Origin of the sequence: Mongoliitalea lutea (assembly GCF_014652135.1) — a bacterium.
Classification (GTDB): Bacteria; Bacteroidota; Bacteroidia; order Cytophagales; family Cyclobacteriaceae; genus Mongoliitalea; species Mongoliitalea lutea.
The window spans coordinates 17,996-43,282 of record NZ_BMYF01000011.1 but is presented as its reverse complement, the minus strand read 5'-3'; the positions used below and the strand labels follow the sequence as shown (position 1 = coordinate 43,282).

At 40.5% G+C, this 25,287-nt stretch carries 18 protein-coding genes; 7 read left to right on the top strand and 11 right to left on the bottom strand.

What is annotated here, in order from left to right; all coding sequences use genetic code 11:
• Positions 1–54: 54 nt before the first annotated feature.
• The 5 genes from IE080_RS10095 to uxuA all read right to left on the bottom strand — a co-directional run bounded on the left by IE080_RS10095 (position 55) and on the right by uxuA (position 8,666).
• Positions 55–1,233 carry a BT3233 family polysaccharide utilization protein gene (locus IE080_RS10095; RefSeq protein ID WP_189581611.1) on the bottom strand — a complete coding sequence of 393 codons (1,179 nt, stop codon included), beginning with the start codon at positions 1,231–1,233 and terminating at the stop codon, positions 55–57.
• A 16-nt stretch (positions 1,234–1,249) separates the two neighbouring features.
• Positions 1,250–2,479, bottom strand: a complete 1,230-nt coding sequence (locus IE080_RS10090) for a glycoside hydrolase family 88 protein (protein ID WP_229800578.1) — start codon at positions 2,477–2,479, stop codon at positions 1,250–1,252.
• Positions 2,480–2,532: 53 nt separating this feature from the next.
• Entirely contained in the window at positions 2,533–4,044 is a 1,512-nt protein-coding gene (locus IE080_RS10085) for a RagB/SusD family nutrient uptake outer membrane protein (RefSeq protein ID WP_189581608.1), read from the bottom strand.
• Between the two features lie 22 nt (positions 4,045–4,066).
• The gene (locus IE080_RS10080; RefSeq protein ID WP_189581605.1) at positions 4,067–7,081 is read right to left on the bottom strand and encodes a SusC/RagA family TonB-linked outer membrane protein; all 3,015 of its coding nucleotides are present in this window, start codon (positions 7,079–7,081) and stop codon (positions 4,067–4,069) included.
• Positions 7,082–7,445: 364 nt separating this feature from the next.
• The gene (gene uxuA / locus IE080_RS10075) at positions 7,446–8,666 is read right to left on the bottom strand and encodes a mannonate dehydratase (RefSeq protein WP_229800577.1); all 1,221 of its coding nucleotides are present in this window, start codon (positions 8,664–8,666) and stop codon (positions 7,446–7,448) included.
• A 132-nt stretch (positions 8,667–8,798) separates the two neighbouring features.
• Between uxuA and IE080_RS10070 the strand changes: the two genes are divergently transcribed.
• The 5 genes from IE080_RS10070 to IE080_RS10050 all read left to right on the top strand — a co-directional run bounded on the left by IE080_RS10070 (position 8,799) and on the right by IE080_RS10050 (position 14,899).
• The gene (locus IE080_RS10070; RefSeq protein WP_189581601.1) at positions 8,799–9,812 is read left to right on the top strand and encodes a LacI family DNA-binding transcriptional regulator; all 1,014 of its coding nucleotides are present in this window, start codon (positions 8,799–8,801) and stop codon (positions 9,810–9,812) included.
• Between the two features lie 87 nt (positions 9,813–9,899).
• A complete protein-coding gene (locus tag IE080_RS10065) occupies positions 9,900–10,724 on the top strand; it encodes an SDR family oxidoreductase (protein WP_189581597.1) in 825 nt (274 codons plus the stop codon).
• A gap of 117 nt (positions 10,725–10,841) precedes the next feature.
• Positions 10,842–12,236, top strand: a complete 1,395-nt coding sequence (locus IE080_RS10060; RefSeq protein WP_189581594.1) for a 3-keto-disaccharide hydrolase — start codon at positions 10,842–10,844, stop codon at positions 12,234–12,236.
• A gap of 12 nt (positions 12,237–12,248) precedes the next feature.
• The gene (locus IE080_RS10055; protein ID WP_189581591.1) at positions 12,249–13,598 is read left to right on the top strand and encodes a Gfo/Idh/MocA family protein; all 1,350 of its coding nucleotides are present in this window, start codon (positions 12,249–12,251) and stop codon (positions 13,596–13,598) included.
• Positions 13,599–13,714: 116 nt separating this feature from the next.
• Positions 13,715–14,899, top strand: a complete 1,185-nt coding sequence (locus IE080_RS10050; protein ID WP_189581588.1) for a Gfo/Idh/MocA family protein — start codon at positions 13,715–13,717, stop codon at positions 14,897–14,899.
• A 265-nt stretch (positions 14,900–15,164) separates the two neighbouring features.
• Here IE080_RS10050 and IE080_RS10045 read toward each other — a convergent pair whose 3' ends face one another.
• From IE080_RS10045 to IE080_RS10020, 6 genes are all read right to left on the bottom strand, one after another.
• A complete protein-coding gene (locus IE080_RS10045; RefSeq protein WP_189581585.1) occupies positions 15,165–16,280 on the bottom strand; it encodes a DUF4221 family protein in 1,116 nt (371 codons plus the stop codon).
• Between the two features lie 642 nt (positions 16,281–16,922).
• Entirely contained in the window at positions 16,923–18,125 is a 1,203-nt protein-coding gene (locus tag IE080_RS10040) for an ATP-binding protein (protein ID WP_189581582.1), read from the bottom strand.
• Positions 18,126–18,263: 138 nt separating this feature from the next.
• Positions 18,264–19,388: a DUF4221 family protein gene (locus IE080_RS10035; protein ID WP_189581579.1), complete on the bottom strand. Its 1,125-nt coding sequence runs from the start codon at positions 19,386–19,388 to the stop codon at positions 18,264–18,266.
• Positions 19,389–19,579: 191 nt separating this feature from the next.
• On the bottom strand, positions 19,580–20,722 hold the full coding sequence (locus IE080_RS10030) for a cysteine desulfurase family protein (RefSeq protein ID WP_189581576.1): 1,143 nt from the start codon (positions 20,720–20,722) through the stop codon (positions 19,580–19,582).
• Between the two features lie 78 nt (positions 20,723–20,800).
• On the bottom strand, positions 20,801–22,189 hold the full coding sequence (gene glmM / locus IE080_RS10025; RefSeq protein WP_189581573.1) for a phosphoglucosamine mutase: 1,389 nt from the start codon (positions 22,187–22,189) through the stop codon (positions 20,801–20,803).
• A 60-nt stretch (positions 22,190–22,249) separates the two neighbouring features.
• Positions 22,250–22,480: a hypothetical protein gene (locus IE080_RS10020; protein ID WP_189581571.1), complete on the bottom strand. Its 231-nt coding sequence runs from the start codon at positions 22,478–22,480 to the stop codon at positions 22,250–22,252.
• A 71-nt stretch (positions 22,481–22,551) separates the two neighbouring features.
• On the opposite strand from IE080_RS10020, the gene mazG reads away from it, so the two are divergent.
• Together mazG and tnpA are read left to right on the top strand one after the other, a co-directional pair.
• Positions 22,552–23,358 (top strand): nucleoside triphosphate pyrophosphohydrolase, encoded by an 807-nt coding sequence (gene mazG / locus IE080_RS10015; protein WP_189581568.1) that lies wholly within the window; start codon positions 22,552–22,554, stop codon positions 23,356–23,358.
• Positions 23,359–24,443: 1,085 nt separating this feature from the next.
• Positions 24,444–24,893, top strand: a complete 450-nt coding sequence (tnpA, locus tag IE080_RS10010) for an IS200/IS605 family transposase (protein ID WP_189581565.1) — start codon at positions 24,444–24,446, stop codon at positions 24,891–24,893.
• Positions 24,894–25,287: the final 394 nt, after the last annotated feature.

Below are 25,287 nucleotides of genomic sequence, written 5' to 3'. Positions count from 1 at the left end.
CCAGCTGAAAAGAATTTAGCTGGCTTTTTTACAATAGGATAGGTTGAGTAGTGGTTATTTTACATTGATTGGGTTAGCCAGCATCAAGGCAAATCTCGATAAATAGCTTTCCCATTGCTCTTTGGAGGTTATTTCCTTTGCCTGATCCCAGCCAAAGCCTGCATAGAATACTACCTTGTTTTGATTGGAAGGGCTTAAATTAATAATGATTTGACTTTGGTCTCTATATGTACTCACATGTTCCATTGAAGACTGAATATCAGAAGGTGAAGCAACGAGTCCAGTTCCAATAAATGTATCCTCCATTGGTTCCCAATAGCCAAAATAACCCGCAGCAGCATCGGAGAAAGCAATACCTTGATTATCATGCATGGTCAAACCGGCTGTTAAATACGGTAGTGGCTCAGTAGTTTGAATATAAATCTCAAATTTGGTCAATTGACTTCCGAGATCAAGAGAAATTCTCTTCGTTTCCTTGATAGAAATCCCATTCACTTCATAAGGAGCATAATCCAATTCAAAGACTGTTCTCAGAGGGCCTTCAGCGATGGTTTTGTAGGAAATGAAATTCTCTGCCGCATACAAGGTATCAGCATGCCAAAAGCCAGTTCCGCCGATTCCTCTACTGATTCCTACATGATAGAAATCTGCACCTTCACCTGTATCTTTGTGATAGGAACCCGCACCTGACAGTTCTTTTTCATACCACTTATCAATAATGGAATAAGGCACTTTCTTATGCCAAGCATCTATCCCACTGGAAAAGGTGCCTCCCTTTTCTCCCTCTTTGACTCTTCTGAGTGCCTCAGGTCCAAAGGTTCTAAAAGCAACTTTATCATTTTCCCAAGTATAATCATCCGTTCGCTCAGGCACAAATCGTGAGAAAGTCCTTACCTCAGGTAATTCATAAGGCTCTGAAGATGCAATCAGCTCCAATCGGACAATAGAATTGACAGAAAAATCAACCCCTACCAAAAACTCGCTTGGATTGCCCTGCTCGTCTTCTATCCATTGATGATCCAATAGCTTACCAGTCGCTACATCCTTTATACGATAGGAATCCCAAGAATTTTCATCCAATATTTGTTGCACTTTACCAAGTGGTAGACTTACCACCGCAAAAGCATGATATTCATTGGCCTCAACCGTAAACAGATTGCCCGAATTTGAACCTTGACTGCAAGCAATCAGGGCAGAAAACAGCACTATAAAAGTCCATCGGAAGTTTTTCATGATCTTAACTTTTAGATTAAAACTTGGTCTGAGAAGTAAATACTACTTGATTCCGTCTTTGCAAGGCTTCTAGGTAGTAATAGTCTGCATACACCAACGGTGTGTCTACTTCATGTTCTCCTGGTAGGTGTCCTGTACTATGTACCAGCAAGAAGCCTTTATTTTCACCCAAAGGAGAGCGATAATTCTTTGTCAAACTATCCAACATTTCCTCAGCCTTAGCTCTATAATAAGGTGACTTGCTAGGAACATATTGCTCCAATTCAAACAAGGCAGAAGCAATAATCGCAGCAGCAGAAGCATCCCGAGGCACATTTGGAATATCCGGTGCATCAAAATCCCAGTAAGGCACCAAATCAGCTGGCAGGTTAGGATGACCTAAGATAAAGTCAGCAATGTTTTCAGCTAACTTCAAATAATCTTTGTTTCCAGTTTCCCTGAAGCTCATGGTAAACCCATACAAGCCCCAAGCCTGACCACGGGCCCATGCAGATTCATGAGAATATCCCTGATGCGTATTTTTCTTTCTCACTTCGGTAGTCACTGTATCATAATCAATCACATGATAAGAGCTAAAATCATCTCTGAAGTGATTCTTCATGGTTAGTTGTGCATGGGAGTCGGCAATTTTGTAATAGGTAGAGTCACCAGTTACTTTGGTAGTCCAAAACAAAAACTCCAAATTCATCATGTTATCGATGATCACCGGGTAATCCCATTTATCGCGGTTATGGTCCCAAGACCGGATAGCTCCAATATTTTCTCTGTAGCGCGAAATCAGGGAATTTGCTGCTTCCAACATAATTGGCTTATAGGATTCATTTCCTGTCAACTGATAGCCTTTGCCAAAGCTGTTGAAAAATATAAAGCCTAAATCATGTGTTCCCCGAAAATTCTTAATGGACTCTAAAGGAGCGGTAAATTCCATGGCTTTGGTCTTCCAGAATTCATCTCCTGTGGCTTCGTACATCCACCAAAGATTTCCCGGGAAAAATCCACTGGTCCAATCCCTAGGTTTGACCATAAATAAAGTGTCATTTCTAACCGAGCGAGGCACTACCAATTCCGGGTTTCTTGCTTTTGACTTTTCTATTTCAGCAAACGCAACCTTGAATTGGTCTGCTGCGTAATCCCACTCATTTGGTTCAGAAGTTTCGGTAGGAGAAATGCAAGCGGTCATACTTGCCAAAGCACATGCTGCGATCCCGAGGGATAAAGCAGAGGAGAAATTTCTTAGAAATCTCATGAAAATTGTAGTTAAGATAAAAGGGCCTAGAGGATATCTAGGCCCCAAAATGATTAATAGCCTGGATTTTGAGGAAGAAGGTTTGGATTGTTTTCCAATTCCTGTCTTGGAATTGGCCATAGGTAATCTCTAGCCTCACTGAAGTTTGATCTTGGTTCTAAAGAATTTGGACCCAAGAATACTTCGTTACCCATTCTCCTTCTTTGAATATCATACCACCTTTTATGTTCAAAAGCTAGTTCAAACCGTCTTTCTTCAATGACAAGTCTTATAAATTCATCTTTGGAAATACCAGAGTTCAGATCTGCTGGAAAAGAATTCATAACCCCCGCTTCATTTCTAGCACGTGCTCTTACCTGGTTGACATAGCCAACAGCTTCTGCGGTAGCACCACTGATTTCGCCCAATGCCTCAGCAGCAATTAACAACACTTCTGCATAGCGCATGTCAGGATAATTGTGATCGGATTGCTGAAACTCACCTTGGGCATTACCAGGGAATCTCGTGTATTTTGCGATATGAGGTCTTTGAGTATTTACAAAGTTAGGATAAGGTTGTAATCGGCCCCCCATCATGATTGCAGAATCAAAACTTACCCGCTTACGATAGTCCCCTTCTGGCCATGTTTGGTACACTTTAAGACTTGGAACATTCACACTCCAACCAGAACGGTCAGCACCCCTTATTCCTGTCATGGATGCAGTGAAATCTACATTAATATTACCAGGAGCAGTCTGTAAACCTAAGAAATCAACCGCAAAGATATGTTCTGCCAAACCATCCGCTAAATGTGCTTTATAGAGGTCTTGGAAGTCTTCCATTAATTGATAGCCAAATCGATCTTTATTATCAATCACCCATTTAGCTTCTTCATAGGCTCTTTGCCAATTTTCTAAGGTTAAATGTACATTTGCAAGATAAGCAGCAGCCGTACCTTTAGTAGCTCGTGTTCTTACATTGTTGGGTTGGCGATCAGGAAGCCATTGTTTGGCAAACTCCAGATCCTGAATGATATTTTGGTAGATAGTAGCTACACTTGTCTTAGAGATGTTTTTTACCGTCGCTGGATCACTCACAAAGAAATCTATGTAAGGAATTTCTCCAAAATTTCTTACCAAATGAAAATAACTGAAAGCTCTCATAAATCTAGCTTCAGCAGCAAGTGCATTGATTCTTGCCTCTGAACCGGTAACAATTTCTGAACCGGCTAAGGCTGCATTGGCTGCACTGATAACCTCATAGAATCTTGGCCAAATAGCCAAAACCATCGCATTGTTATCATCCATATTGAAATCGTTCATTTGGATTCGAGCTGCAACAGTACCTCTGTCACCAATATCAACCATATCACTTCTAAGCATTAACGCTGAAGTAAATTGTCTTCCATATAACTGCTCTGTAGCCAAGAGACCCACAGAACCTAATACTGCTACCTCTACATCATTTGCCGTACGAAATATGGCCTCCGGTGCTAAAATACCCACAGGTCTTTCTTCCAAATCCGTACAACTCCACATCATCCCTAGAAGGCAGCTACATGCGAATAGTATTTTTAAACTTTTCATAGCTTTTTTATTTGTTACTTAGTTAAAATGCAATATTCAATCCCAACGTATACGACTTGACATTTGGATAGCTACCATAGTCTATACCCAAATTCAAGTTACCATTTGCAGCACCACCAGAATTCCAGTTTACCTCTGGGTCATATCCTCTGTAATTCGTAAATGTGAGGATATTTTGCGCAGAGACGAAGATTCTAGCCCTTTGAACACCGACTCTTCTTGCAACATCATAAGGCAAGTTATAACCTAAAGCCAAGTTTCTCAATCGTATATAACTTCCATCATAGATAAATCTTGTGGAAACTCTTCTAGCCCTACCCAAAGCAGCTCTTGGTACATCGGTATCTGTATTCTCCGGTGTCCATCTGTTCAATGCCATACGAGTAGCATTATTGATCCCCGAAAGAAGATCCAATTCCATCAAAGTATAACTTAAGATATCATTTCCTTGGGTTCCTTGGAAGAATATATTTAAATCAAAGTTTTTCCAAGTAAAGTCATTATTCCAACCGAAAATGAAATTAGGGTGCGGGTTTCCGATGATATCCCGGTCATTGGCATTTAAAATACCATCTCCATTCAAATCTCTAAAACGTTCACCACCGGGTGCCTGCTCAAAACCTCCACCTGGAATAAAGGTATCACCCACTTGGTAAACACCATCATAAATCCATCCGAAGAAACTACCCACAGGGAAACCTTCCCTCAGGATATGTGTCTGACCTAGGCCGACCATGTGTCCAGGGAATGCACCGTAAAGAATATCATTGCCGTTTGGCAGGGAAAGGACTTGATTCCTGTTAGTAGAAAGATTAAAATCCGTATTCCACTGAAAACCTCTGTCAATGATTCTACCACCAACCGTGATCTCTATTCCCTTGTTTTCCACACGACCTGCATTTTGTAACTGGCTAGTGAATCCTGAATATTGAGGCAATGGTACCTGAAATAAAAGATCCCTCGTGACCATTCTGTAGTATTCAAATGTGGCATAAAATCTATCTGAGAAAAAGGAAAGATCAGTTCCAATGTTTAACTGAGCAGTAGTCTCCCATGTAAGATTATCGTTGGCCACTGTCGTAGGCCGGATAGCATTTGTAGGTCTTCCATCAACTACGGTAAAGATATCCGAAAACCTTGCTAAGGTTTGGAAAGGAGAAATGGCCTGATTACCTGTCAAACCATAACTACCGCGAATCTTAAACATGCTCACGGTTTCATTGTCTTTCAAGAAATCCTCATTACTTACATTCCATGCAAGTGCAGTGGATGGGAAAAACGCCCATTTGTTATTGGCACTAAAGGTGGAAGAACCATCGTATCGCGCATTGAACTGTACTAAATAACGGTCATCATATCCGTAATTTAATCGAGCATAGAAAGAGGACAATACCCAGTCACTCAAGGAAGAAGTCGGGCGCTGCCAAACAGAAGCCGCTCCCAAGTTCCAAAACTCAAACGCATCGGTCACAAAGTTTTGGCCCGTTGCACTCCAATTTTCATTGACCTGAGACTGATAGGAGTAACCACCCATGACCGTCAAATTGTGGACATTGTTGAAAGATTTTGTATAGGTTAAGTAGTTCTCATTCAACAATAAAGTACTTCTTCTACCTGTGATACTTCCCTGTCCACCCACATTTCTACCTGCGTTTAAAAGGGTTGGCAAATAGGTTCCTTCTCGGGCACTGCTTGTCGTTCCTCCGAGAGTAGTTCGGAACGTAAGGTTGTCTGTCAATTGGTAATCAGCCAAAAAATTGACTTGAATCCGATCTGTTTCTGTTTCATTTTGGAATTCACGGGCCACGGCAACAGGGTTGTCGTGCGGGTCATTCATCCTAGCAATGGTATACCTTCCATTTTCATCAAAAACCGGCTGATCAGGTTCAAATTTAAATGCTCCTGCTACTACACCTGTGTTGTTAGAACCTCCGGAATTTTCCTGTGTTCTAGTACCCTCCTGTGCAGATCGCTGCACAAACATATTCATCCCTATTTTTAAACGCTCAGATGCTTTAATATTCACATTACTGGTCACTGAAAACCGGTTAAACCCAGATCCAATAATTACACCTTTTTGATCAAAGAAAGCACTCGAGACATAATAATCTACATTATCACTTGCGCCAGAAATAGAGAATTGATGGTTTTGGATAAATCCTGGTCTGAAAATTTCATCCTGCCAGTTGGTATCTGCTCCAAGAGAGTTAAACTGTGGTCTGATTTCTTGGATGTAATCCATAAACTCACTTGCATTCAATAGATCCAATCGGGCGATTTCTTCCTGAGAAGAGAATGCAGTATTAAACTCAATTCTTGGAGCGCCTTTTTTTCCTCTACGAGTAGTGACCAAGATAACTCCATTGGCACCACGAGAACCATAAATTGCTGTTGCAGAAGCATCTTTCAACACTTCAATAGACTCGATATCTTCCGGTGGTGGCAAAGCGCCCCCGATAAAACCATCTACTACGAAAATTGGATCACTGGAAGCATTAATGGAAGTCCCTCCTCTGATTCTAATTTTAAAGGAAGAACCTGGTGCTCCGTTATTTGCCTGAATGTTGACACCTGCAGCACGTCCTTGAAGTGCCTGAGCCACATTTATCGCAGGAAAAGCAGTCAATTCTTCGGATTTAACTGAGGATACAGAACCTGTAAGGTCTGACCTTCGCTGGGTACCATACCCGACCACAACTACCTCATTTAAGGAAGAAACATCCCTATCCAAGGTTACATTAACAACACTTTGGTTGCCAAGGGCAACTTCCTGGTTTTTGAACCCAACGGATCTAAAAACCAACACTGGATTGGAGGATTCTATAGATAAGGTGTAGCGTCCATCTATGTCCGTTACTGTTCCTATTGTTGTTCCTTTGATTTGTACGGTAGCACCGATAATCGGGTCTCCATTGTCTTCCGATACTGTACCGGAGACAGTCCTTGTCTGTCCATAGCTGAGACTGCTTTGGACCATCACACACATCAACAGCAGAATTTTCAATGCTGTTGAAATCGATAGTAATTTGAATTTCATAGGTTATTTGGTTAGCTGTTATTGTGAATTGCGCAATCGATTACCCAAATATGAAAATCTTAAAATTCACATGCATTCATTCGTCAAAATATCTACGCAATCGATTACATTGACTAAAAATGAGAGTTTTAGCAAACTTTTATTTTGAAGGAAATATTCATTTCAGTTTTTTGCCTGTAAAAATCCATAAACAAATGCTCATTTCTATGGAGAAAAAAATTTCTGTTGCACAACAATCAAAACTAAAATAGGTCTCCCACCAACATGACAAGAGACCTAAGTTGTATGGTAACCTAAAACCCTAAATTTACTTTATGAGCAACTATTTACTTTCAATCTTTAGTTGACAATAATGCATCAGTAGTCAAAATTTAAAAACTGATGCGGCTTCTTGCATTTGTTTTTCTTTTTCTAACTTAAATACAAGACCTGCCTCCACCCCTCTCAATTCAGCCAGCCCCTTCAGCCTTCCTATTCCAGAATATCCAGGATTGGTGACTTTTTTCAAATCATCCAACATCTGATGGCCATGGTCAGGTCTCATAGGCAATGACTCCTGACGTTCACGCTGCCAGTACAATAGCTCTTCAATCACAGCTGGCATTTGCACATCACCATCCAAATGGTCCGCTTCATAGAAATTACCAAGCTCATCGCGCAGGGTACTTCTTAGGTGAATAAAATGGATACGCTCCCCAAACTCCCTTGCCATTGCCGGGAGGTCATTAGACTCTAATACCCCAAAAGAACCCGTGCAGAATGTCAAACCATTATAAGGACTTGGATTGTTGGCAAATATTCTTCTCACATCTTCCGGTATACTGACCACTCTGGGCAACCCAAAAATATCAAATGGAGGATCATCCGGATGGATAGCCAATCTCAATCCATGTTTTTCAGCTACCGGGACTATTTGACTCAAGAAATAATCAAGATTGGCAGCTAAGCGGTCATGGTCAATATCTTGATAGGTATCCAATGCTGCTTGAAACTGTTCTAGCGTGTAGCCTTCTTCAGAACCAGGTAACCCTTTGATAATATTGCTGACAAGTTGGTCTTTAGACGCTTCGGAAGCACTGTCCAAGAAAACCTTCGCTCTTTCGATTGTCTCATCAGTATACGCAGAGGCGGCATTTGGCCTTTGCAAAATAAACATGTCAAATGCTGCAACTTCCGCCATGTCAAAACGTAAAGCCTTGGCGCCGTTTGGTAGCTCAAAAGCTAGATCAGTTCGCGTCCAATCTAAAATAGGCATGAAATTGTAACATACGGTAGCTATTCCTTCCGCAGCTAAATTACTTAAGGACTGCTTGTAATTTTCAATGTATCTCTTGAATTCCCCTGTTTGGGTTTTGATATGCTCATGCACAGGTACTGACTCCACCACATCCCAGGTCAATCCTGCCGATTCAATTAACTGTTTTCGGAGTTTGATTTCATCTCTTGTCCACACCTGACCGTTTGGGATATGATGCAAAGCAGTAACAATTCCTGTTGCGCCAGCTTGACGGATATCCTGTAAAGACACAGGATCCTTTGGACCGTACCAACGCATGGTTTGCTTCATTAAATACTGCTGCTTCATAGATTGGTTATTTTTGTCTAATAAAAGTATGGACTGCTCCGATATAAATTTGGTCTTTTAACCTTTTCCTGTGCAATCGTTTCCGAATTTTTAAGCATATTTAACCATTAAATCACTCCCAAATAGCCCAAAATGTCCGAAATCACTATTAAATACCTCGCTCAAAAACTTAACCTAGCCACCTCCACAGTTTCCCGAGCCCTCAACGATAGTCATGAAATCAGTGAGACTACCAAGAGAAAAGTAACGGAACTGGCAAAAGCACTCAACTTCCAACCCAACGCTTATGCCAAAGGGCTGCGTCAACAAAAGACCAAAACCATAGGCATCATAGTACCCGACCGAGTCAATCCCTTTTTTAACTTAGTCATAGAAGGTGCAGAGAGTATTTGCAGAGCAAATGGATACAGTTTGATTGCATATAATTCCTATGAAGATGTAGAACAGGAAAAGAAAATCGTCTACGGATTACTTGGGGGAAAAGTAGATGCCGTTATCATGTCTTTGGCTGATGAAGAAAAAGAAGCCCAACATTTGGAATGGCTCCGAGAGCGTAATATTCCTGTTATCTTTTTTGACAGAGTAGCACAGCACTTGGAAGGCTTTAAGTTCACCACGAATGATCAGGAATCCTCCTATTTGGGCACCAAACACTTATTGGAAAAGGGATGTAAAAAAGTGATTTATCTTGGCCTTTCGCACACGAGCAGTGTTGGGGCAGCACGCCGCGAAGGCTTTATTCAAGCGCATCAGGAATTGGGGAAAGCTCTTGACCCTGCTTGCCTGATGGAAATGGGGCATAACGATAAAGAAAATCAGGAGATCTTGGAAAAGATGTTTTTTAAACTTACACGCCCGGATGGGGTCTTAGCCGCAGCTGAAAAATTAGGCTTAGCAGCATATCGGGCTTTGATTAAGACCAGAATCAAAGTTCCAGATCAAGTTCGTGTGGTGAGTTTTACCAATATGCAAATGGCAGACCTATTAAACCCTCCATTAAGTACCATTGCCCAACCTGCATTTGATATGGGTAGTGCATGCGCTTTAGAGCTGATTAAGGGCTTGAAAGATAAGAAAGTTGACCTTTCAGAGGAAAAGCGTATTATCATTCCTTCTGTATTTACCCCAAGGGAAAGCTCACGTTAATGGAATCGATTGCGCAAATTTCATCTAAAGAATTGGAGGAGATGGGTTTTATTGGACAACTTTGACTAAACAATAAACCTATTAACGATGCTAGGAATCTCAGGAAAAGTAATAGTAATCACGGGCGGATATGGCGTTTTGTGTGGTGCAATGGCCAAATCCCTAGCTAAAGCAGGGGCCAAAGTTGCCATCATCGGACTTGTGCAACAAGAAGCAGATGAATTTGCACAAACACTCGAAGGTGAAGTATTAGGTTTTGGGGCAAATGTATTGGATAAAGCTTCTATGGAAGCAGTTCATCAGCAAATTCTTGCTACTTGGGGACCTTGTGACATATTAATAAATGGAGCAGGAGGTAATCATCCTCAAGGTACCACGGATAAACCTTTTATGGATGTGGAAGACCTCAACGATGATAGTATCAAAACATTTTTTGACTTAGATCCTGCCGGATTCAAGTTTGTTTTCGAATTGAACTTATTAGGGACCTTGATTCCTACACAAGTTTTTGCCAGAGATATGGTGGGGCGAAAAGGCTGCTCCATCATCAATATTTCATCCCTCTCAGCATTCAAACCACTGACAAAAGTTTCGGCTTATAGCGGGGCAAAGGCTGCCGTCTCCAACTTTACCGAGTGGCTGTCGGTACACTTTGCCAAAACAGGTATCCGTGTCAACGCCATGGCACCAGGTTTTTTCCTTGCTGATCAAAATAGAGCTCTTTTGACCAACCCAGATGGTTCTTTGACCGCAAGAGGGCAGCAAATCATCAATCAAACACCTATGGGAAGATTTGGTGAACCGGAAGACCTGCTTTCTACGCTTTATTGGTTACTGGATGAAGGTTCAGCCTTTGTAACCGGCGTAGTCATTCCCATTGATGGAGGCTACACTGCTTTTTCGGGAGTTTGATTTATGACTCCCAAAACTCCAATAAACGGAATCGTTTTCGTAAGAATGCCTTTATTCAGGCTTTTTTTCCACAATATTTCAAGAAATTGTATCACAGTACTAAAACTCAATTAACCAATGACCTCACATAACAAACAGATTGCTTTCCTGTTTTTGGGACTCATCTTATCTCTTTTTGCTTGTAAGCAGACCGAAAATTCCGAAGAACAAGAAGCTTGGGTATCTATTTTTGATGGTGAAACACTGAACGGCTGGAAGTCTGTGATGGGCCAAGCAGCATTTGAAGTAAGCGATGGAGAAATCATCGGCATTGCCAAGCATGGCACACCCAATACCTTCCTGATAACCGAACAGCTTTACGATGATTTTATACTAGAGTTTGATTTGAAAATCAACCATATCTCCTCTAACTCCGGGGTTATGATCCGCGGACAGTTTGATCCAGAAGCGATGGATGGCAATGGCTTAGTGTATGGCTACCAAATCGAAGCTGACCCAACTGACCGTGCTTGGTCAGGAGGCTTGTTTGATGAGCGTAGAAGAGGTTGGATGTATCCGCTGGACCTCAACCCAGCAGCCAAAGCCGCTTTCAAAATGGGCGAATGGAATACCTATCGCATTGAAGCCATTGGAAACACCATCAAGTCTTGGGTCAATGGTCAAGAAGCAGCTTATGTGGTGGACGACATGGATAGTAAAGGCTTTATTGGTTTGCAGGTACACTCCATTAGAAACTTGGAGGATGAAGGACAAAAAACCTATTTCCGTAACATCCGGGTGCAAACTGAAAACTTACAACCAACTCCATTTACAGGAGATGTATTTGTAGTAAATACAGGAGTAAATGAATTGACAGAATTTGAAAAAGCAAACGGCTGGAAGCTATTGTTTGACGGTCAGACTTCCAATGGTTGGGTTGGTGCTTATAAGGACCACTTTCCAAAAGAAGGATGGCATATCAAAGAGGGAATATTGATGGTGGAAGCATCAGATGGGTCAGAATCCATGAGTTTTGGAGACATAGTTACAGTGGACAAATTCAGTGCTTTCGACTTAGCGTTTGACTTCAATATATCGGAAGGGGCTAATAGTGGTGTGAAATATTTTGTAACCTTATCCGAAAACAATGTAGGTTCTGCTATCGGCTTAGAATATCAAATCTTGGATGATGAAAATCATCCGGATGCAAAAAATGGTCGAGATGGTAACAGAACTTTGGCTTCTTTGTACGACTTAAAAACTGCTGATAAGCAGCCTAGGTATGTGCGCAAGCCTGGTGAATGGAACCAAGGCAGAATAGTTGTACACCCTGACAATAAAGTAGAGCATTTTATCAATGGAGTGAAAGTGTTGGAATATGTGCGTGGATCTGAAGATTTCAGAAGAATGGTCAGTGAAAGCAAGTATAAAATCTGGGAAAACTTTGGAGAAGCACCTGAGGGACACCTCTTACTTCAAGACCATGGAGACGAAGTGAAATTCAAAAATATCAAAATCAAAGAATTAAACTAACCCAAGATACACATGAACAATCATAATCAATCCAGAAGGGATTTTCTAAAAAAAGGTACACTTCTGAGTGCTGGATTAAGTTCCTTGGGAGCTGTAGGTTTCTCTGCCAAAAGCTATGGCAAGATCATTGGCGCCAATGACCGAATCAATGTAGGTGTCATAGGCCTTGGCCGAAGATTAGGTGCTTTTGTACCAGCCTTAACCAATACATCCAACAACGTGCAAGTCGCTTACTTGTGTGACGTGATGCGCTCACAACGTGAAAAAGCAGGAAAGCGATTTTCAGACTTACTGAGCTATAGCCCGAAACTGGAAAATTCTTTTTTCAAAGTGGTGGAAGATAAATCCGTAGACGCCATTATCAATGCTACGCCTGACCATTGGCATGCTCCCGGTACATGGTTGGCTTTGGAAACAGGAAAACATGTGTTTGTAGAAAAACCTTGTAGCCACAATGCCAGAGAAGGGGAATTGTTGGTGGAATATCAGCAGAAATATGGAAAAGTGGTGCAAATGGGCAATCAGCAACGCTCTTCCGACCATACCATTGAAATCATCCAAGAAATCCATAATGGAGCTATCGGCAACCCATACATGGCCAAAGCCTTTTATAACATGGCTAGAGGCAGAGTCCCTAACCCAACAGCTGCGCCTGTGCCCGATGGATTAGACTGGGATTTATTCCAAGGACCGTCTCCGCGTAAAGCTTACATGCATGATACCTGGGATTATAATTGGCATTGGTACGGTTGGGATTTTGGAACGGCTGAAACGGGCAACAATGCTACCCATGAACTGGATGTGGCTCGTTGGGCATTACAGGTAGATTTTCCAAACCACGTAGCGGTAGATTCAGGAAAATACCATTTCCAGGATGATGGTTGGGAAATGTACGACACCATGCTGGCAACTTTCAAATTTGAAGGAGATAAGACGATTATGTGGGATGGAAAAAGCCGCAACAATTACGATATGTATGGAGGTGGACGTGGTACCATAATTTATGGAACAGAGGGCTCTGTATTTGTCAATAGAGAATTGTATCGTCTTTTTGACAGAGATGGCAAACTCATACGAGAAGTAAAGTCAGCCAATGATGAAGGGGGAACTGCACTCGGTGGGGGAGGCGATATGAGTACCTCACACGTAGTGAATTTCTTTGATGCTATCAGAGGGCAAGCTGTGCAAAGATCGCCTATTGAAGTGGGAAGAATCAGTACACTCCTTTGTCACTTGGCAAATATCTCTTCCCGAATCGGGGAAAACTTTGATTGCAATCCAAGCAATGGCCATATCTACAACCGTAGAGGAATGGCACTATGGGGAAGAGCATACGAACCGGGCTGGGAACCCAAACTTTAAGGTTAAAAAATCAGCGCTGAGCCCAAATTCAGCGCTTTTTTTAGCTTTTCAACCATTTATCAAAGTTGGTTTGGGAGGTGAAAATGTTTCACTTACATTTAAAAAAAAGAGTATCCTTGAAAAGACGTGATTTTATAAAGACAAGTGCTGTACTAGGATTGGCAAGTACCATTCCTGTATTCGCTATTCATAAGGGACTTCAAAAAAAGTACCGCATAGGAATTCTTGGCTATGGAGATAGAGGTACTGGACTACATGCAGTGTTCAACGAACTCCCGGATTTATTCGAGGTCACAGCCGTATGCGATACCTTGGATTTTAGATTAGCCAATCTAAAAAACTACGCTGATGAGTCTTCTGTAAAATCGTACAAAGATTATCGAGCGATGCTGGAAGACAGATCAATTGATGCAATTGTCATCAGTACTCCCCTATATCTACATTTTGAACAAGCCAAAGCTTGTTTGGAAGCAGGGAAACATGTCTTCTTGGAGAAGGCCATGACCCATACGGCAGAACAAGCGCTTGAACTTCAAAAAATTGCCACCAAGTACTCTAAGCAAACCATACAAATTGGCCATCAATACAGGTATTCACCACTATACTTCAAAGTCAAAGATTATATCCGCTCGGGTTATTTGGGAAAAGTTACCCAGATAGAAGTTCGCTGGGATAGAAACACCACCTGGAGAAGACCTGTGCCGAGCCCTGAATTTGAGAGACAGGTCAATTGGCGCATGTATCATGAATACTCTGGTGGATTAGCAGCGGAACTATTATCCCATCAGATAGATTTCATTGATTGGGCTTTTGAGACCAAACCACAAACACTATTTGCAACCGGAGGCATTGACTACTTCAAAGATGGGCGGGAAACCTTTGATAATGTCCAAGTATTAGCACGTTATGAAGAAGCCGGTATGGTGGGTAATTTTGGTGCTACTTGCAGCAATGCCCACGAGGGATATGTTTTCAAAATCCGAGGCAGTAAAGGAACTGTCTCATTGTTTTTCAATGATGGCTACTTCTATCCTGAGGCAGACCAATTAGCCGAACTCCAACAAGTGGATGGGGTCTCTGGGGCTACCAAACTCAACTGGATGGCAGACAAAAAAGGCATTCGCTTGATTGATGAACCCCTGAAAGATGGTAGTTTTTATGCTTTAACAGACTTTTATCGCTGCATGGAAGAAAATGCCTTGCCACATTCCAATGTCATGAACGGAGGTGACACCGCGATCATTGTGGCGCTAGCTAATGAGTCTTTGAGGGATGGACAAATCAAAAGATTGGATTCCTGACATTTCGCTGTTGGATTCATACAAATACCTATAACCTACATTCGAAATATTTTTTGAGGCATTCTCGATATGCTTCGAATTTATCTTTTCAATTGATTTATACAGAAATCAAATTCATTGTATTTTTTATTTGAACACAAATCAATTTACAGAGTTTATTGATTCCCCATCCAATCAACAGTCCGCATGGGTAGAACTGATGACCGAACAACTTTTTTAAAAAAATGAGTTAATCAACTAATAGTCATACTCTTGATTATTCAATTCAAAGATCCTCAAATCCAAAAACTCCAAATTTCAACTCATCCTCATTTTCTTGATAAGCTTTTAGGTCAACCAAGTGGTACTTATTGTTTAATACAAATGATTGATAACAGGTATAATGGTCATCAAAAAACGCATGGCTTGATAGAAAATTAAACTCTTTATCAAATTTATATACCTCAAATCTAGGTAAATCTGCTTCCGAATCAGGTTGCAGAACCTCAACTAAAAAGCCTTCCTCCATTTCAAGGATTTTCCAAACTTTTTGCTGCTGACCACTGTAAGCTCTTAATTCATATATAGCCTCTTGACTTAAAGAAGCGAGGTCTTCATAGTTGAATTCTGTTGGTATAGGTTTCTTCCAGTTTATAAGATCTAACTGCAATTCTTTGAGCAAGCTGCCTTGCAAATTATAAATCCTAAGAATATTTGAAATTGAAAAGCCTGTTATCAAGCCTTGGTAATATGTTGAATAAATACCAAAAGGACCTGGTAACATGTGTCCTTCTCCCCAAAATTTTTCTACATTTTCTTCGGGAAGTGGGGCCATATGCTTGTATGTTTTATCTTCTAAGGAAAGGCTCAGTATACTATGATACGTTTTATTAGGGTTCCTACTAGGATATAAACCAGCAAAATAATTGAGATAAAGCTTATTGTTTTGGTTGAAAAAAAGCTTGTTGCCATCAGAAAAGTAGAAATATCCATGGTCCTCTTCAAAATCAGGAAGATTGAGTGTTTCTATCAAATCTCCCCTTTTATTAAATAAATAAACTACTGATCCTGCGTTTGAAATAAGGAAAACGCCATCATCCCCAATGTAGGTATTCACTAAAAAGTGCTCGGGAATTGAGTTTGGCCCTTCCAAGGGAATAGATATTTTAAAGAAATCCTTTCCAGTTTGTAAGTTGCTCAATCTCAACTCACCATTCCACATATTGTAGACCGCAACCACCGCTTCTCCATCGATGATTGACACACTTATTGAAAGATAATAAAAGTTTTCTTTTTCTGTAAGTGGTATGACTATTTCCGTTTTGGAGACTGTACCCGCACGTTCCTGATGGCCTGAACAGGATACGAGGAAAAGAATAAAAATTAGATAATGAAGTTTCATGTTATTTTATTGGAAAACTACCTTAAAATTTATGGTTATGGTATTTTACCTCACAAAGATAAAAGTGTCAAAATTAAACTTGTAAGGTAGTTTTCTTCTGTTGTTATAACTATTAAAGAACAGAAACGGTACCATCACAATTTGGACCAATTGTTCCACTAGTCCTTGGAGTACATCGATCTGATGTGAAAAAACGAACACAATAACCCACATTGTTAGATGGATTAGAACTTACTGTACACTTAGTTTTCGCTGATATACTTGGAGGGTCTACATCTCCTGCTGTAGAGAAACCCGACACAACAAACAAAAACACGGTAAAGAGACCAAATGATAATTTTTTCATAATTGCAATGTTTTAGTTATAACAATTTTTTAACGGCTTTAAAGTATTTCAACTACTAAAGTTTTCAAAGAAAGAAAGAAAGAAACAAGTTTATATAATAAATTTTACATCAAAATATTTAATAAATTAATTATAGTTTTAATTAATTAAATACACATTAAAAATACTTTTTCAAACTACCTCTATTCAACCTTACTTATAAGTAAAATTTCTTTTGAAACTAACTAAAGCTGCTGTATTTAACGGGAATGATTTTTAAAATGAGAATACAAATAGAGATTTAACTAAAAGAGGAATTAATACAAAAACCCAAACACCCACAATGGAATTTTATTTCCCATGCCATATTCAATATCGTCGAGCGCAAGATATGCCTGTTCCACACCTTGGATTTGGCTTTGATCTTTACTTCTTCCACCTATTTCAAAAGTGTACACTTGATTTACTAGGAAATCCGCTTTTTTACTTAGACTCACCTGGTGTCCGCTGTTTCTAAGTTGATTAAGGAAAAATGTTTCTCGGATAGTTCCTACCGAAGGATTCGACTGTAAGCAAAAAAGAAAGTTAGTGTTTTCTAAATAGATTTTCCCAGGTTTCTGTAATTGGCTAATTCCGCCCACTTGTTCATACAATAAGTTGAGAATCTTGGCATCTTCTAAATGCTTAATAAAGACATTAACAGTTTGTCTTCCCAACTGCATTTTTTCAGCAATTTTCGAAATATTCGGTTCAAAAGGTACACTTGTGGCAATTACCCCTAATAGCTGCTTGACCTTGGTAACATTGGAGGCGCTGTATCCTTGGATTGATGCAAGATCACTTTCAAGCACTGTATTGATGATTTGAATCAATCGCTGCGGTACTCTTTCTGGCCTAAGGTCTTTGGCAAAAGGAAAGTAGCCTTTTTGAAGGTATTCTTTAAAAAGCGGTAATACTGGCTTGTCTATCTTTTTCACTAGCGCTGTTGAAACCTGATAAGGATCCTTAAGCATATCCTGTAAGCCTATTGCCTCTGTGTGTATTTGATAATACAAGGAAAGATATTCACGAAACGAAAGCCCATGTAGCAATTGGGTTTCTAATCTTCTGCTCAAATCTGCTTCACCTCTATATAGGTCCAATGCTGAAGAACTGGTAAATGCTACCCGCATAGCTGGGAAGCCATCGTAAATCAATTTCAGTTCTCTAGACCAATCTGGATATTTATGAACCTCATCAATCAATAAAGCTTTTCCACCATAACTATTCCAAAGTGATGCCAGGTTGAATAATGTTTCAGTATAAAAATAAGGATGCTCTGCTGTTACATAAATCGCTTTCACACCTGCTTCCATTAACTGTTGTAGATATTGCAACAATAAAGTGGTCTTACCAACTCCACGAAGACCCTTGATCCCCACTAACCTTTCGTCCACTAATATCTCCGGGTACAAATACCTGTACCAATTGCTGTGAAAAAACGTTAAGAGGCTTCCTTGATATGCTAACAGCTCTTCCATTGATTTATTTTCAAACCAAATATAGAAATATTTTGATTTGAAAGCAAATCAAATTTTGATATTATTGATTCAGATATAAATCATTTTTATATTAATTTTGATTTGAAAGGAAATCAATTTAATCAAATGATAAGAAAATCAACCCACCTTTAATCGCACAAACCCCAATTCATCATCCACATTTTCATGGATCCAAACTGTCCCATTTTTCACAAAATACACCCCGGGCCTTTTGCGGTAGTCAGGAAGCAGGGTCTCTCCAAGCATCTGAAGGTCTTTATCAAAAACCGTTAGCACAACTTTATAGTAAGTTTCTCCTTCCTGATTTTCAGACTGTTGTTGGATACTCGACAAGCGATAGAAGCGCTCGGTGCTATCATCCCAAGCCCATCTCCCAAAACTCACTTGGGAACTTAAAATTTTGGATTGCTCAGTAAACTCTTCCCTACTGTTGACTTTTTGCTTTTGACCCCCCACCTTCTCGTTAGGGGTAAGTGAACTGTTATATTCAATTAAGGAATAATTAGTAGTTAAAGGATCAAAGACCAGCGTTTCATTGAACATATCCGAATGAATCAAGACTTTATCTCCGTATTTCTGCTTGTATATCGCACCCATAGAGGCCATTTTCATCCCATCTCCATCTAAAATGATTGAAAACTTCTCGAGTTTTTGTGGATACTCAAAATCAACCATTTCTACGGTTTTTTCCTTTAAATCTAGCTTAGCCATGAAAGGAATATGCTCAAACATATTCATAAGGCCTATCAAAACGGTTTGCTCATCTAAAAACACATATTCCGTCTTAAAAGAATAGCTCGTCTCTGCATCCGGAGCAAAATAATCTGTAGGATGCAAACTCACGGACTCTGTCAGGTTACCTTCCAAATCAAACAAACCACTTTTGTCAAAACCATGGAAAAATATTCTTCCATCGGGAAAAGCGCGAATGGCCATCGGGTAAGCAGATATCGCATTGGGCCCGTCATTAGCAAATGCAACTTTCTTAACCAAGGCTTGCTTATTCAAATCAAAGACCTCCAATTTCATGGATTTTCTATCATAGTTGTAGAGAAATCGTTTATCAGGGCTGAGGGTATAGGTAAACATACTTGCCCCTGCCATGACCAATTCATTACCAGAATCAATCAAGACTGTATCCTGTAGGATGGTCAATTGAAGGTCTCCCGAAACTCTGGAACCCTCTTGAGAAGAGCAAGAAAAGAACACACATACAAGTGTGGCAAACAGTAAGTATCTCATAAACCTAGAATTTTGAACAAATTATTGTTTTAGTTTTAAAAATGCAAGTGATTGCCTGCTTTTTTAAGAATTATGGAATTTTTAATAGTTTGCAGGATGAAAGATACCCTTTAAAAGCAAAAACCCGGAAGGTTTTAAAAACCTGCCGGGTTTGGTGCCAATCCTACTTTTAGGTAGTATGATGCACTTATTTACACACTAACAGCATAAAGCTCCTTAATTTTATCGACTGCGTATTTTACTTCTTCCAAAGTATTGAATCGGCTAAAGGAAAAACGAACCGATTCGCGCTCTGGATTATGGTTTAAGGCACGTAATACATGCGAACCAACTGTTGCTCCACTGCTACATGCTGACCCACCGGATGCTGATATGCCGTTCAAGTCCAGATTAAATAGTAACATGCCTCTGTTTTCCTCCGAAGGTGGCAGGCTAACATTTAATACTGTATACAAACTATTATCCAAATCAGCAGAAGCTCCATTGAACCCTAAGCCCGGGATTGCTTCCTCTAGTTGAGATTTAAAAGCTTTTTTAATGGCTGTAATATGGTCTCTATGGGCAGCCATATCTTCATAAGCCAACTCTAAGGCTTTGGCAACACCTACAATACCAATCACATTTTCTGTTCCTCCACGCATATTGCGCTCTTGGGCACCACCGTAGATAAAAGGATGTATCTTCTTTTCTTTTCTGACAAATAGAAACCCTGCTCCTTTTGGTCCATGAAACTTATGTGCACCCGCGACTACTGAATCCACAGGTAAATTCTTCAAATCGTGTACATAGTGACCCATGGTCTGTACTGTATCGCAATGAAAAAAAGCTCCATGCTCTCTCGCCAATTGACCGATGGCTTCCAAATCATTGATAGTTCCAATCTCATTATTCGCATGCATCAAAGAAACTAAGGAATTTGGATGCTTTTCCAAAAGTGCTTTCAACTGGTCTAAGTTGACTTCCCCTTTTTCATTGACTTCTAATAAGGATAGTTTGACCTTCCCTTTTTTGGCACATTCTTCCAAGGTGTGTAAGACAGCATGATGCTCAATGGGAGAAGTGATGGCATGGGTGATGCCGTGTGTTTCCATTCCACATACGAGCGCAGTATTATCCGCTTCTGTACCACCCGAAGTAAAAAATATTTCAGCCGGAGAGGCATTTAATAGCTCAGCAACTTTCTTTCTTGCTTTTTCGATGGCAGAACGAACTTCACGCCCATGACTGTGCACTGATGATGGATTGCCATAATGTTGCTTCATAAACGGCAGCATGGCTTCAATCACTCGATCGTCCATGGCAGTCGTTGCCGCATTGTCAAAATACACTCTCATTGCTTCCTAGATTTGGGTTTATAAAGAAAGGCGCTACAGAGAATCTCCATAGCGCCTGCAAGTTAGCAATTTCTTTTTTTATGATTCAGTAATTACCTCTTTGATATCAGAGATGATTTTGTTTGCCAAATGCTCAGCAGTTGCTTGAGAGGCAGACTCAGAATAAATCCGGATGATAGGTTCCGTATTGGACTTACGCAAGTGAACCCATTCCTTGTCAAACTCAATCTTCACTCCATCGATGTCATTGATCGGTTGCTTGCTGTATTTTGCTTTAATCGCTTCCAATACTTTATCCACATCAATTTCTGGAGTCAATTCAATCTTGTTTTTGGAGATATAGTAATTTGGATAGGTAGCTCTCAACATGGATATACTCTTACCAAATTTCGCCAAGTGCGTCAAGAAAAGTCCAATCCCAACCAAGGCATCACGGCCATAGTGAGACTCAGGATAAATCACCCCTCCATTGCCTTCACCTCCGATGATAGCATTGGTCTCCTTCATTTTGTTCACCACGTTCACCTCACCGACTGCTGCTGCTTGGTATTCGCCTCCCCTTTTTTCAGTCACATCGCGCAGAGCTCGGGTAGAACTTAAATTGGAAACGGTATTGCCAGGCGTTTGGGAAAGCACATAATCTGCTACGGCCACCAAGGTATATTCCTCTCCAAAGGCACTTCCGTCTTCATTCATGAAGCAAAGCCGATCAACATCAGGATCTACCACGATTCCCAAATCATATTTTCCTCGGTTAAGCTTTTCAGCAATGTCCCGTAAATTTTCAGGTAATGGCTCCGGATTATGAGGAAAATGGCCATCAGGTGTACAGTACATTTCTTCGATTTCCTCCACGCCTAAAGCTCTCAACAATTTTGGTAAGGCTATCCCACCTGTTGAGTTGACACAATCAATCACCACCTTAAACTTGCGAGCCGCAATAGCCTCTTTATCCACTAAGGGCAAAGAAAGCACATGCTCAATATGCTTGTCAATGTAATCGTCTTTGACCGTGTAAGAGCCTAATTTTTTTACTTCCGCAAAAGAAAAATCTTCCTTCTCTGCACTTTCCAATATAGCCTTTCCTTCAGCGTCGGAAATAAACTCGCCTTTATCGTTCAATAATTTCAAGGCATTCCACTGAATGGGATTATGGCTAGCCGTAAGGATTATCCCACCACCTGCCTTTTCTAGAGGCACCGCTAATTCCACAGTTGGAGTAGTACTGAGTCCCAAATCGATTACATCAATCCCCAAACCTTGCAGGGTTGCTGCCACCAACTTCGAAACCATTTCACCCGAAATGCGGGCATCTCTACCAATCACGACCTTTGGATTGTTGGTATGGTTTTTCACCCAATACCCATAAGCGGAGGTAAATTTAACAACATCCAATGGGGTTAAGCCCTCACCAGGTTTGCCTCCGATAGTTCCTCTGATACCGGAAATAGATTTTATTAAAGCCACGTTCTAAAATTTGTTTGGATAAAGAAAAATCCTGGATTACCCAGGAAACGTAAGTGTCGCTTATTTAAATTTTGCAAGCACCTTATCTACTTCATTGTCTGGATTGGCGCAGCTGCTATCTGGACTAACTTCTTTTCCACAATAGCTGCACGTTCCTCCATCTTTATTCAAATAAGGATTCTGAGATGCACAGGTACCTTTAAATTCACCATTTTTGATAAAAATCAAACGCACAGACATCAAAATGAAGAAAAGCGCTAGAAATCCTAAAGTCAAATATAAGGTTGCCATATCAATTTTATTTCCGCAAATTTACACAATACTTTCAAAACGTTTCTACTCTTCGAATAGTTTCCCTTCTTATGTCTGAATTATCACAAAGACCCGGCCAACTCCAAGCTTTTGACAAATTATTGACTATCATGGATGAATTGCGGGAACAGTGCCCTTGGGATCGCAAGCAGACCTTGGAAAGCCTTCGACATCTGACTATAGAAGAAACCTTCGAATTATCTGATGCGATATTGGATAATAACCTCGAAGAGATCAAGAAAGAGCTAGGGGATATCCTGCTTCATATCGTATTTTATGCCAAAATCGGATCAGAAAAAGGAGCGTTTGATATTGCGTCCGTAATAGATTCTTTATGCGAAAAATTAATTCGACGACACCCACATATTTATGGCGATGTAAAGGTTGATGACGAAGAAGCAGTCAAGCAAAATTGGGAAAAAATCAAGTTGCAGGAAAAAGGGAATGTATCTGTCCTAGGTGGAGTTCCGAAGTCCCTTCCAGCATTGATCAAAGCCATGCGGATTCAGGAAAAGGCAAGAGGAGTGGGTTTTGATTGGGAAGAAAAGCATCAGGTTTGGGAAAAAGTGGAAGAGGAGATGCAGGAGTTTAAAGAAGAGTTCAATGCGGTGTCCGAAGACGCCATAGATAAAGAAAAAGCAACAGCCGAATTTGGGGATTTATTGTTTTCGCTCATCAATTACGCAAGATTTATTGATATCAATCCCGAAGAAGCCCTGGAGCGAACTAATTTAAAATTCATCAAACGTTTTCAATACTTAGAGCAAGCCGCCAAAACAGCCGGTAAAAGCCTCGACCAAATGAGATTAGAGGAGATGGATGTATATTGGGAAGAAGCGAAGAAGTTAGGGAAGTAAAACTCCGAAAGGAAATAAACCCCAACTCCGAGAGGAGTTAACTACCGAAGGTCATTAGCCCCGAGTCGCAACCCGGGGTGAAACGACACACCAAATCCCAATTACCCAACTCCGACAGGAGTTCATTTCAAATTTCAACCAACAATTTAATTCAACCCCTACCGGGGTTGGGATTATCCAAACGGTTATCCACATTGAAACCCCGGGTAGCAACCCAGGGCTAATATCCTGCGGAATAAACCCCTATCGGGGTTTTTGTTCAACATGTACATTTTGCAAAGAATGGTGGTTTTATACCTTACAATAACACAGTATTGTAGAGAACACCTAACAGGCTATTACTCCAAAACAATTCCCAAAAGACCTTCTATTAGGTGCCAATATTCTAGAAAATGAGTTGGCAAAAGATATTATGACTTATCAATGAAAACTCTGCTGAATATCAATTTCAATCTCCTAACTCCGAAAGGAGTTGACTACCGAAGGTTATTAGCCCCGAGTCGCAACTCGGGGTGAAAACGATAAACCAAATCCCAATTGCCCAACTCCGACAGGAGTTCAATTTCAACCCGCGATTTGATTCAACCCCTATCGGGGTTGGGATTGCTGAAACGGGTTGTCCACATTGAAACCCCGGGTGGCAACCCGGGGCTAATATCCTGTGGAATAAACCCCTTGCGGGGTTTGAATTCATCGTCTACATGTTCCAAACAAGCTGCTTTATATCTTAAAACACCTTCAGATAATATGGAACAACCAATAGGAGATGATTACTTCACATTTCCCAAAAAAACTCCTGTTAGATACAAAAATTTAGGAAAATGAGCTAGCAAAAAATATTGCGACCTACCAATCAATATGTAACAGGGAATAAATCCCAACTCCGACAGGAGTTGACTACCGAAGGTTATTAGCCCCGAGTCGCAACTCGGGGTGAAACGATACACAAAATCCCCAATAGCCCAACTCCGACAGGAGTTGAATTCTTTTCAGAGGACAAATCATTTTATATACCCGATTATAAACGTTTAACTCCCGACTACAGGTACGAATCTGCCTAAATTGAACTATCAAAATTCAATCATATGGCAAGCACCTACACATCTATTCACTACCACATTGTTTGGACAACTTACAAGAGGGAGGCTGTCCTAGATGCATCAAAAAAAAGAGACCTGTTCAATTATTTTTACGGAATATTGAAAAATAAAAAATGTCATATGCACAAAATAAATGGGGTAGAAGATCATTTGCATATGGCAATTTCCCTGCACCCATCAATTGCACTTGCAGACCTTGTCAAAGATATGAAACTCGCATCAAGCAAAATGATCAAATCAACAAAATTATTTAGAGATTTTAATGGTTGGCAAGAAGGATATGGTGCATTTACATTTAGTTATTCGGCTCTTGATGGCATTGTTAAATACATCGTAAACCAAGAAGAACACCATAAAAAGGAGAGCTTTTTAGATGAATTTATTGTTTTGCTCGAGGAAAATGGGGTTGAATATGATCCTCGGTACTTGCTTTAATTCAACCCCTACCGGGGTTGGGATTACCGAAACGGGTTATCCACATTGAAACCCCGGGTGGCAACCCGGGGCTAATATCCTGCGGAATAAACCCCTGCCGGGGTTTGTGTTCAACATCTACATTTTGCAAAGAAGCTAGTTTATATCTTAAAACACCTTCGGATAATATGCAACTACTACTAGGAGATGATTAGTTAACATTTCCTAAAAAAACTCCTGTTAGATACAAAAATTCAGAAAAATGAGCTGGCAAAAAAATGTTTAGACCTACCAATGAAAATTCAACAGGAAATAAACCCCAACTCCGACAGGAGTTGACTACCGAAGGTTATTAGCCCCGAGTCGCAACTCGGGGTGAAACGATACACCAAATCCCAATTGTCCAACTCCGACA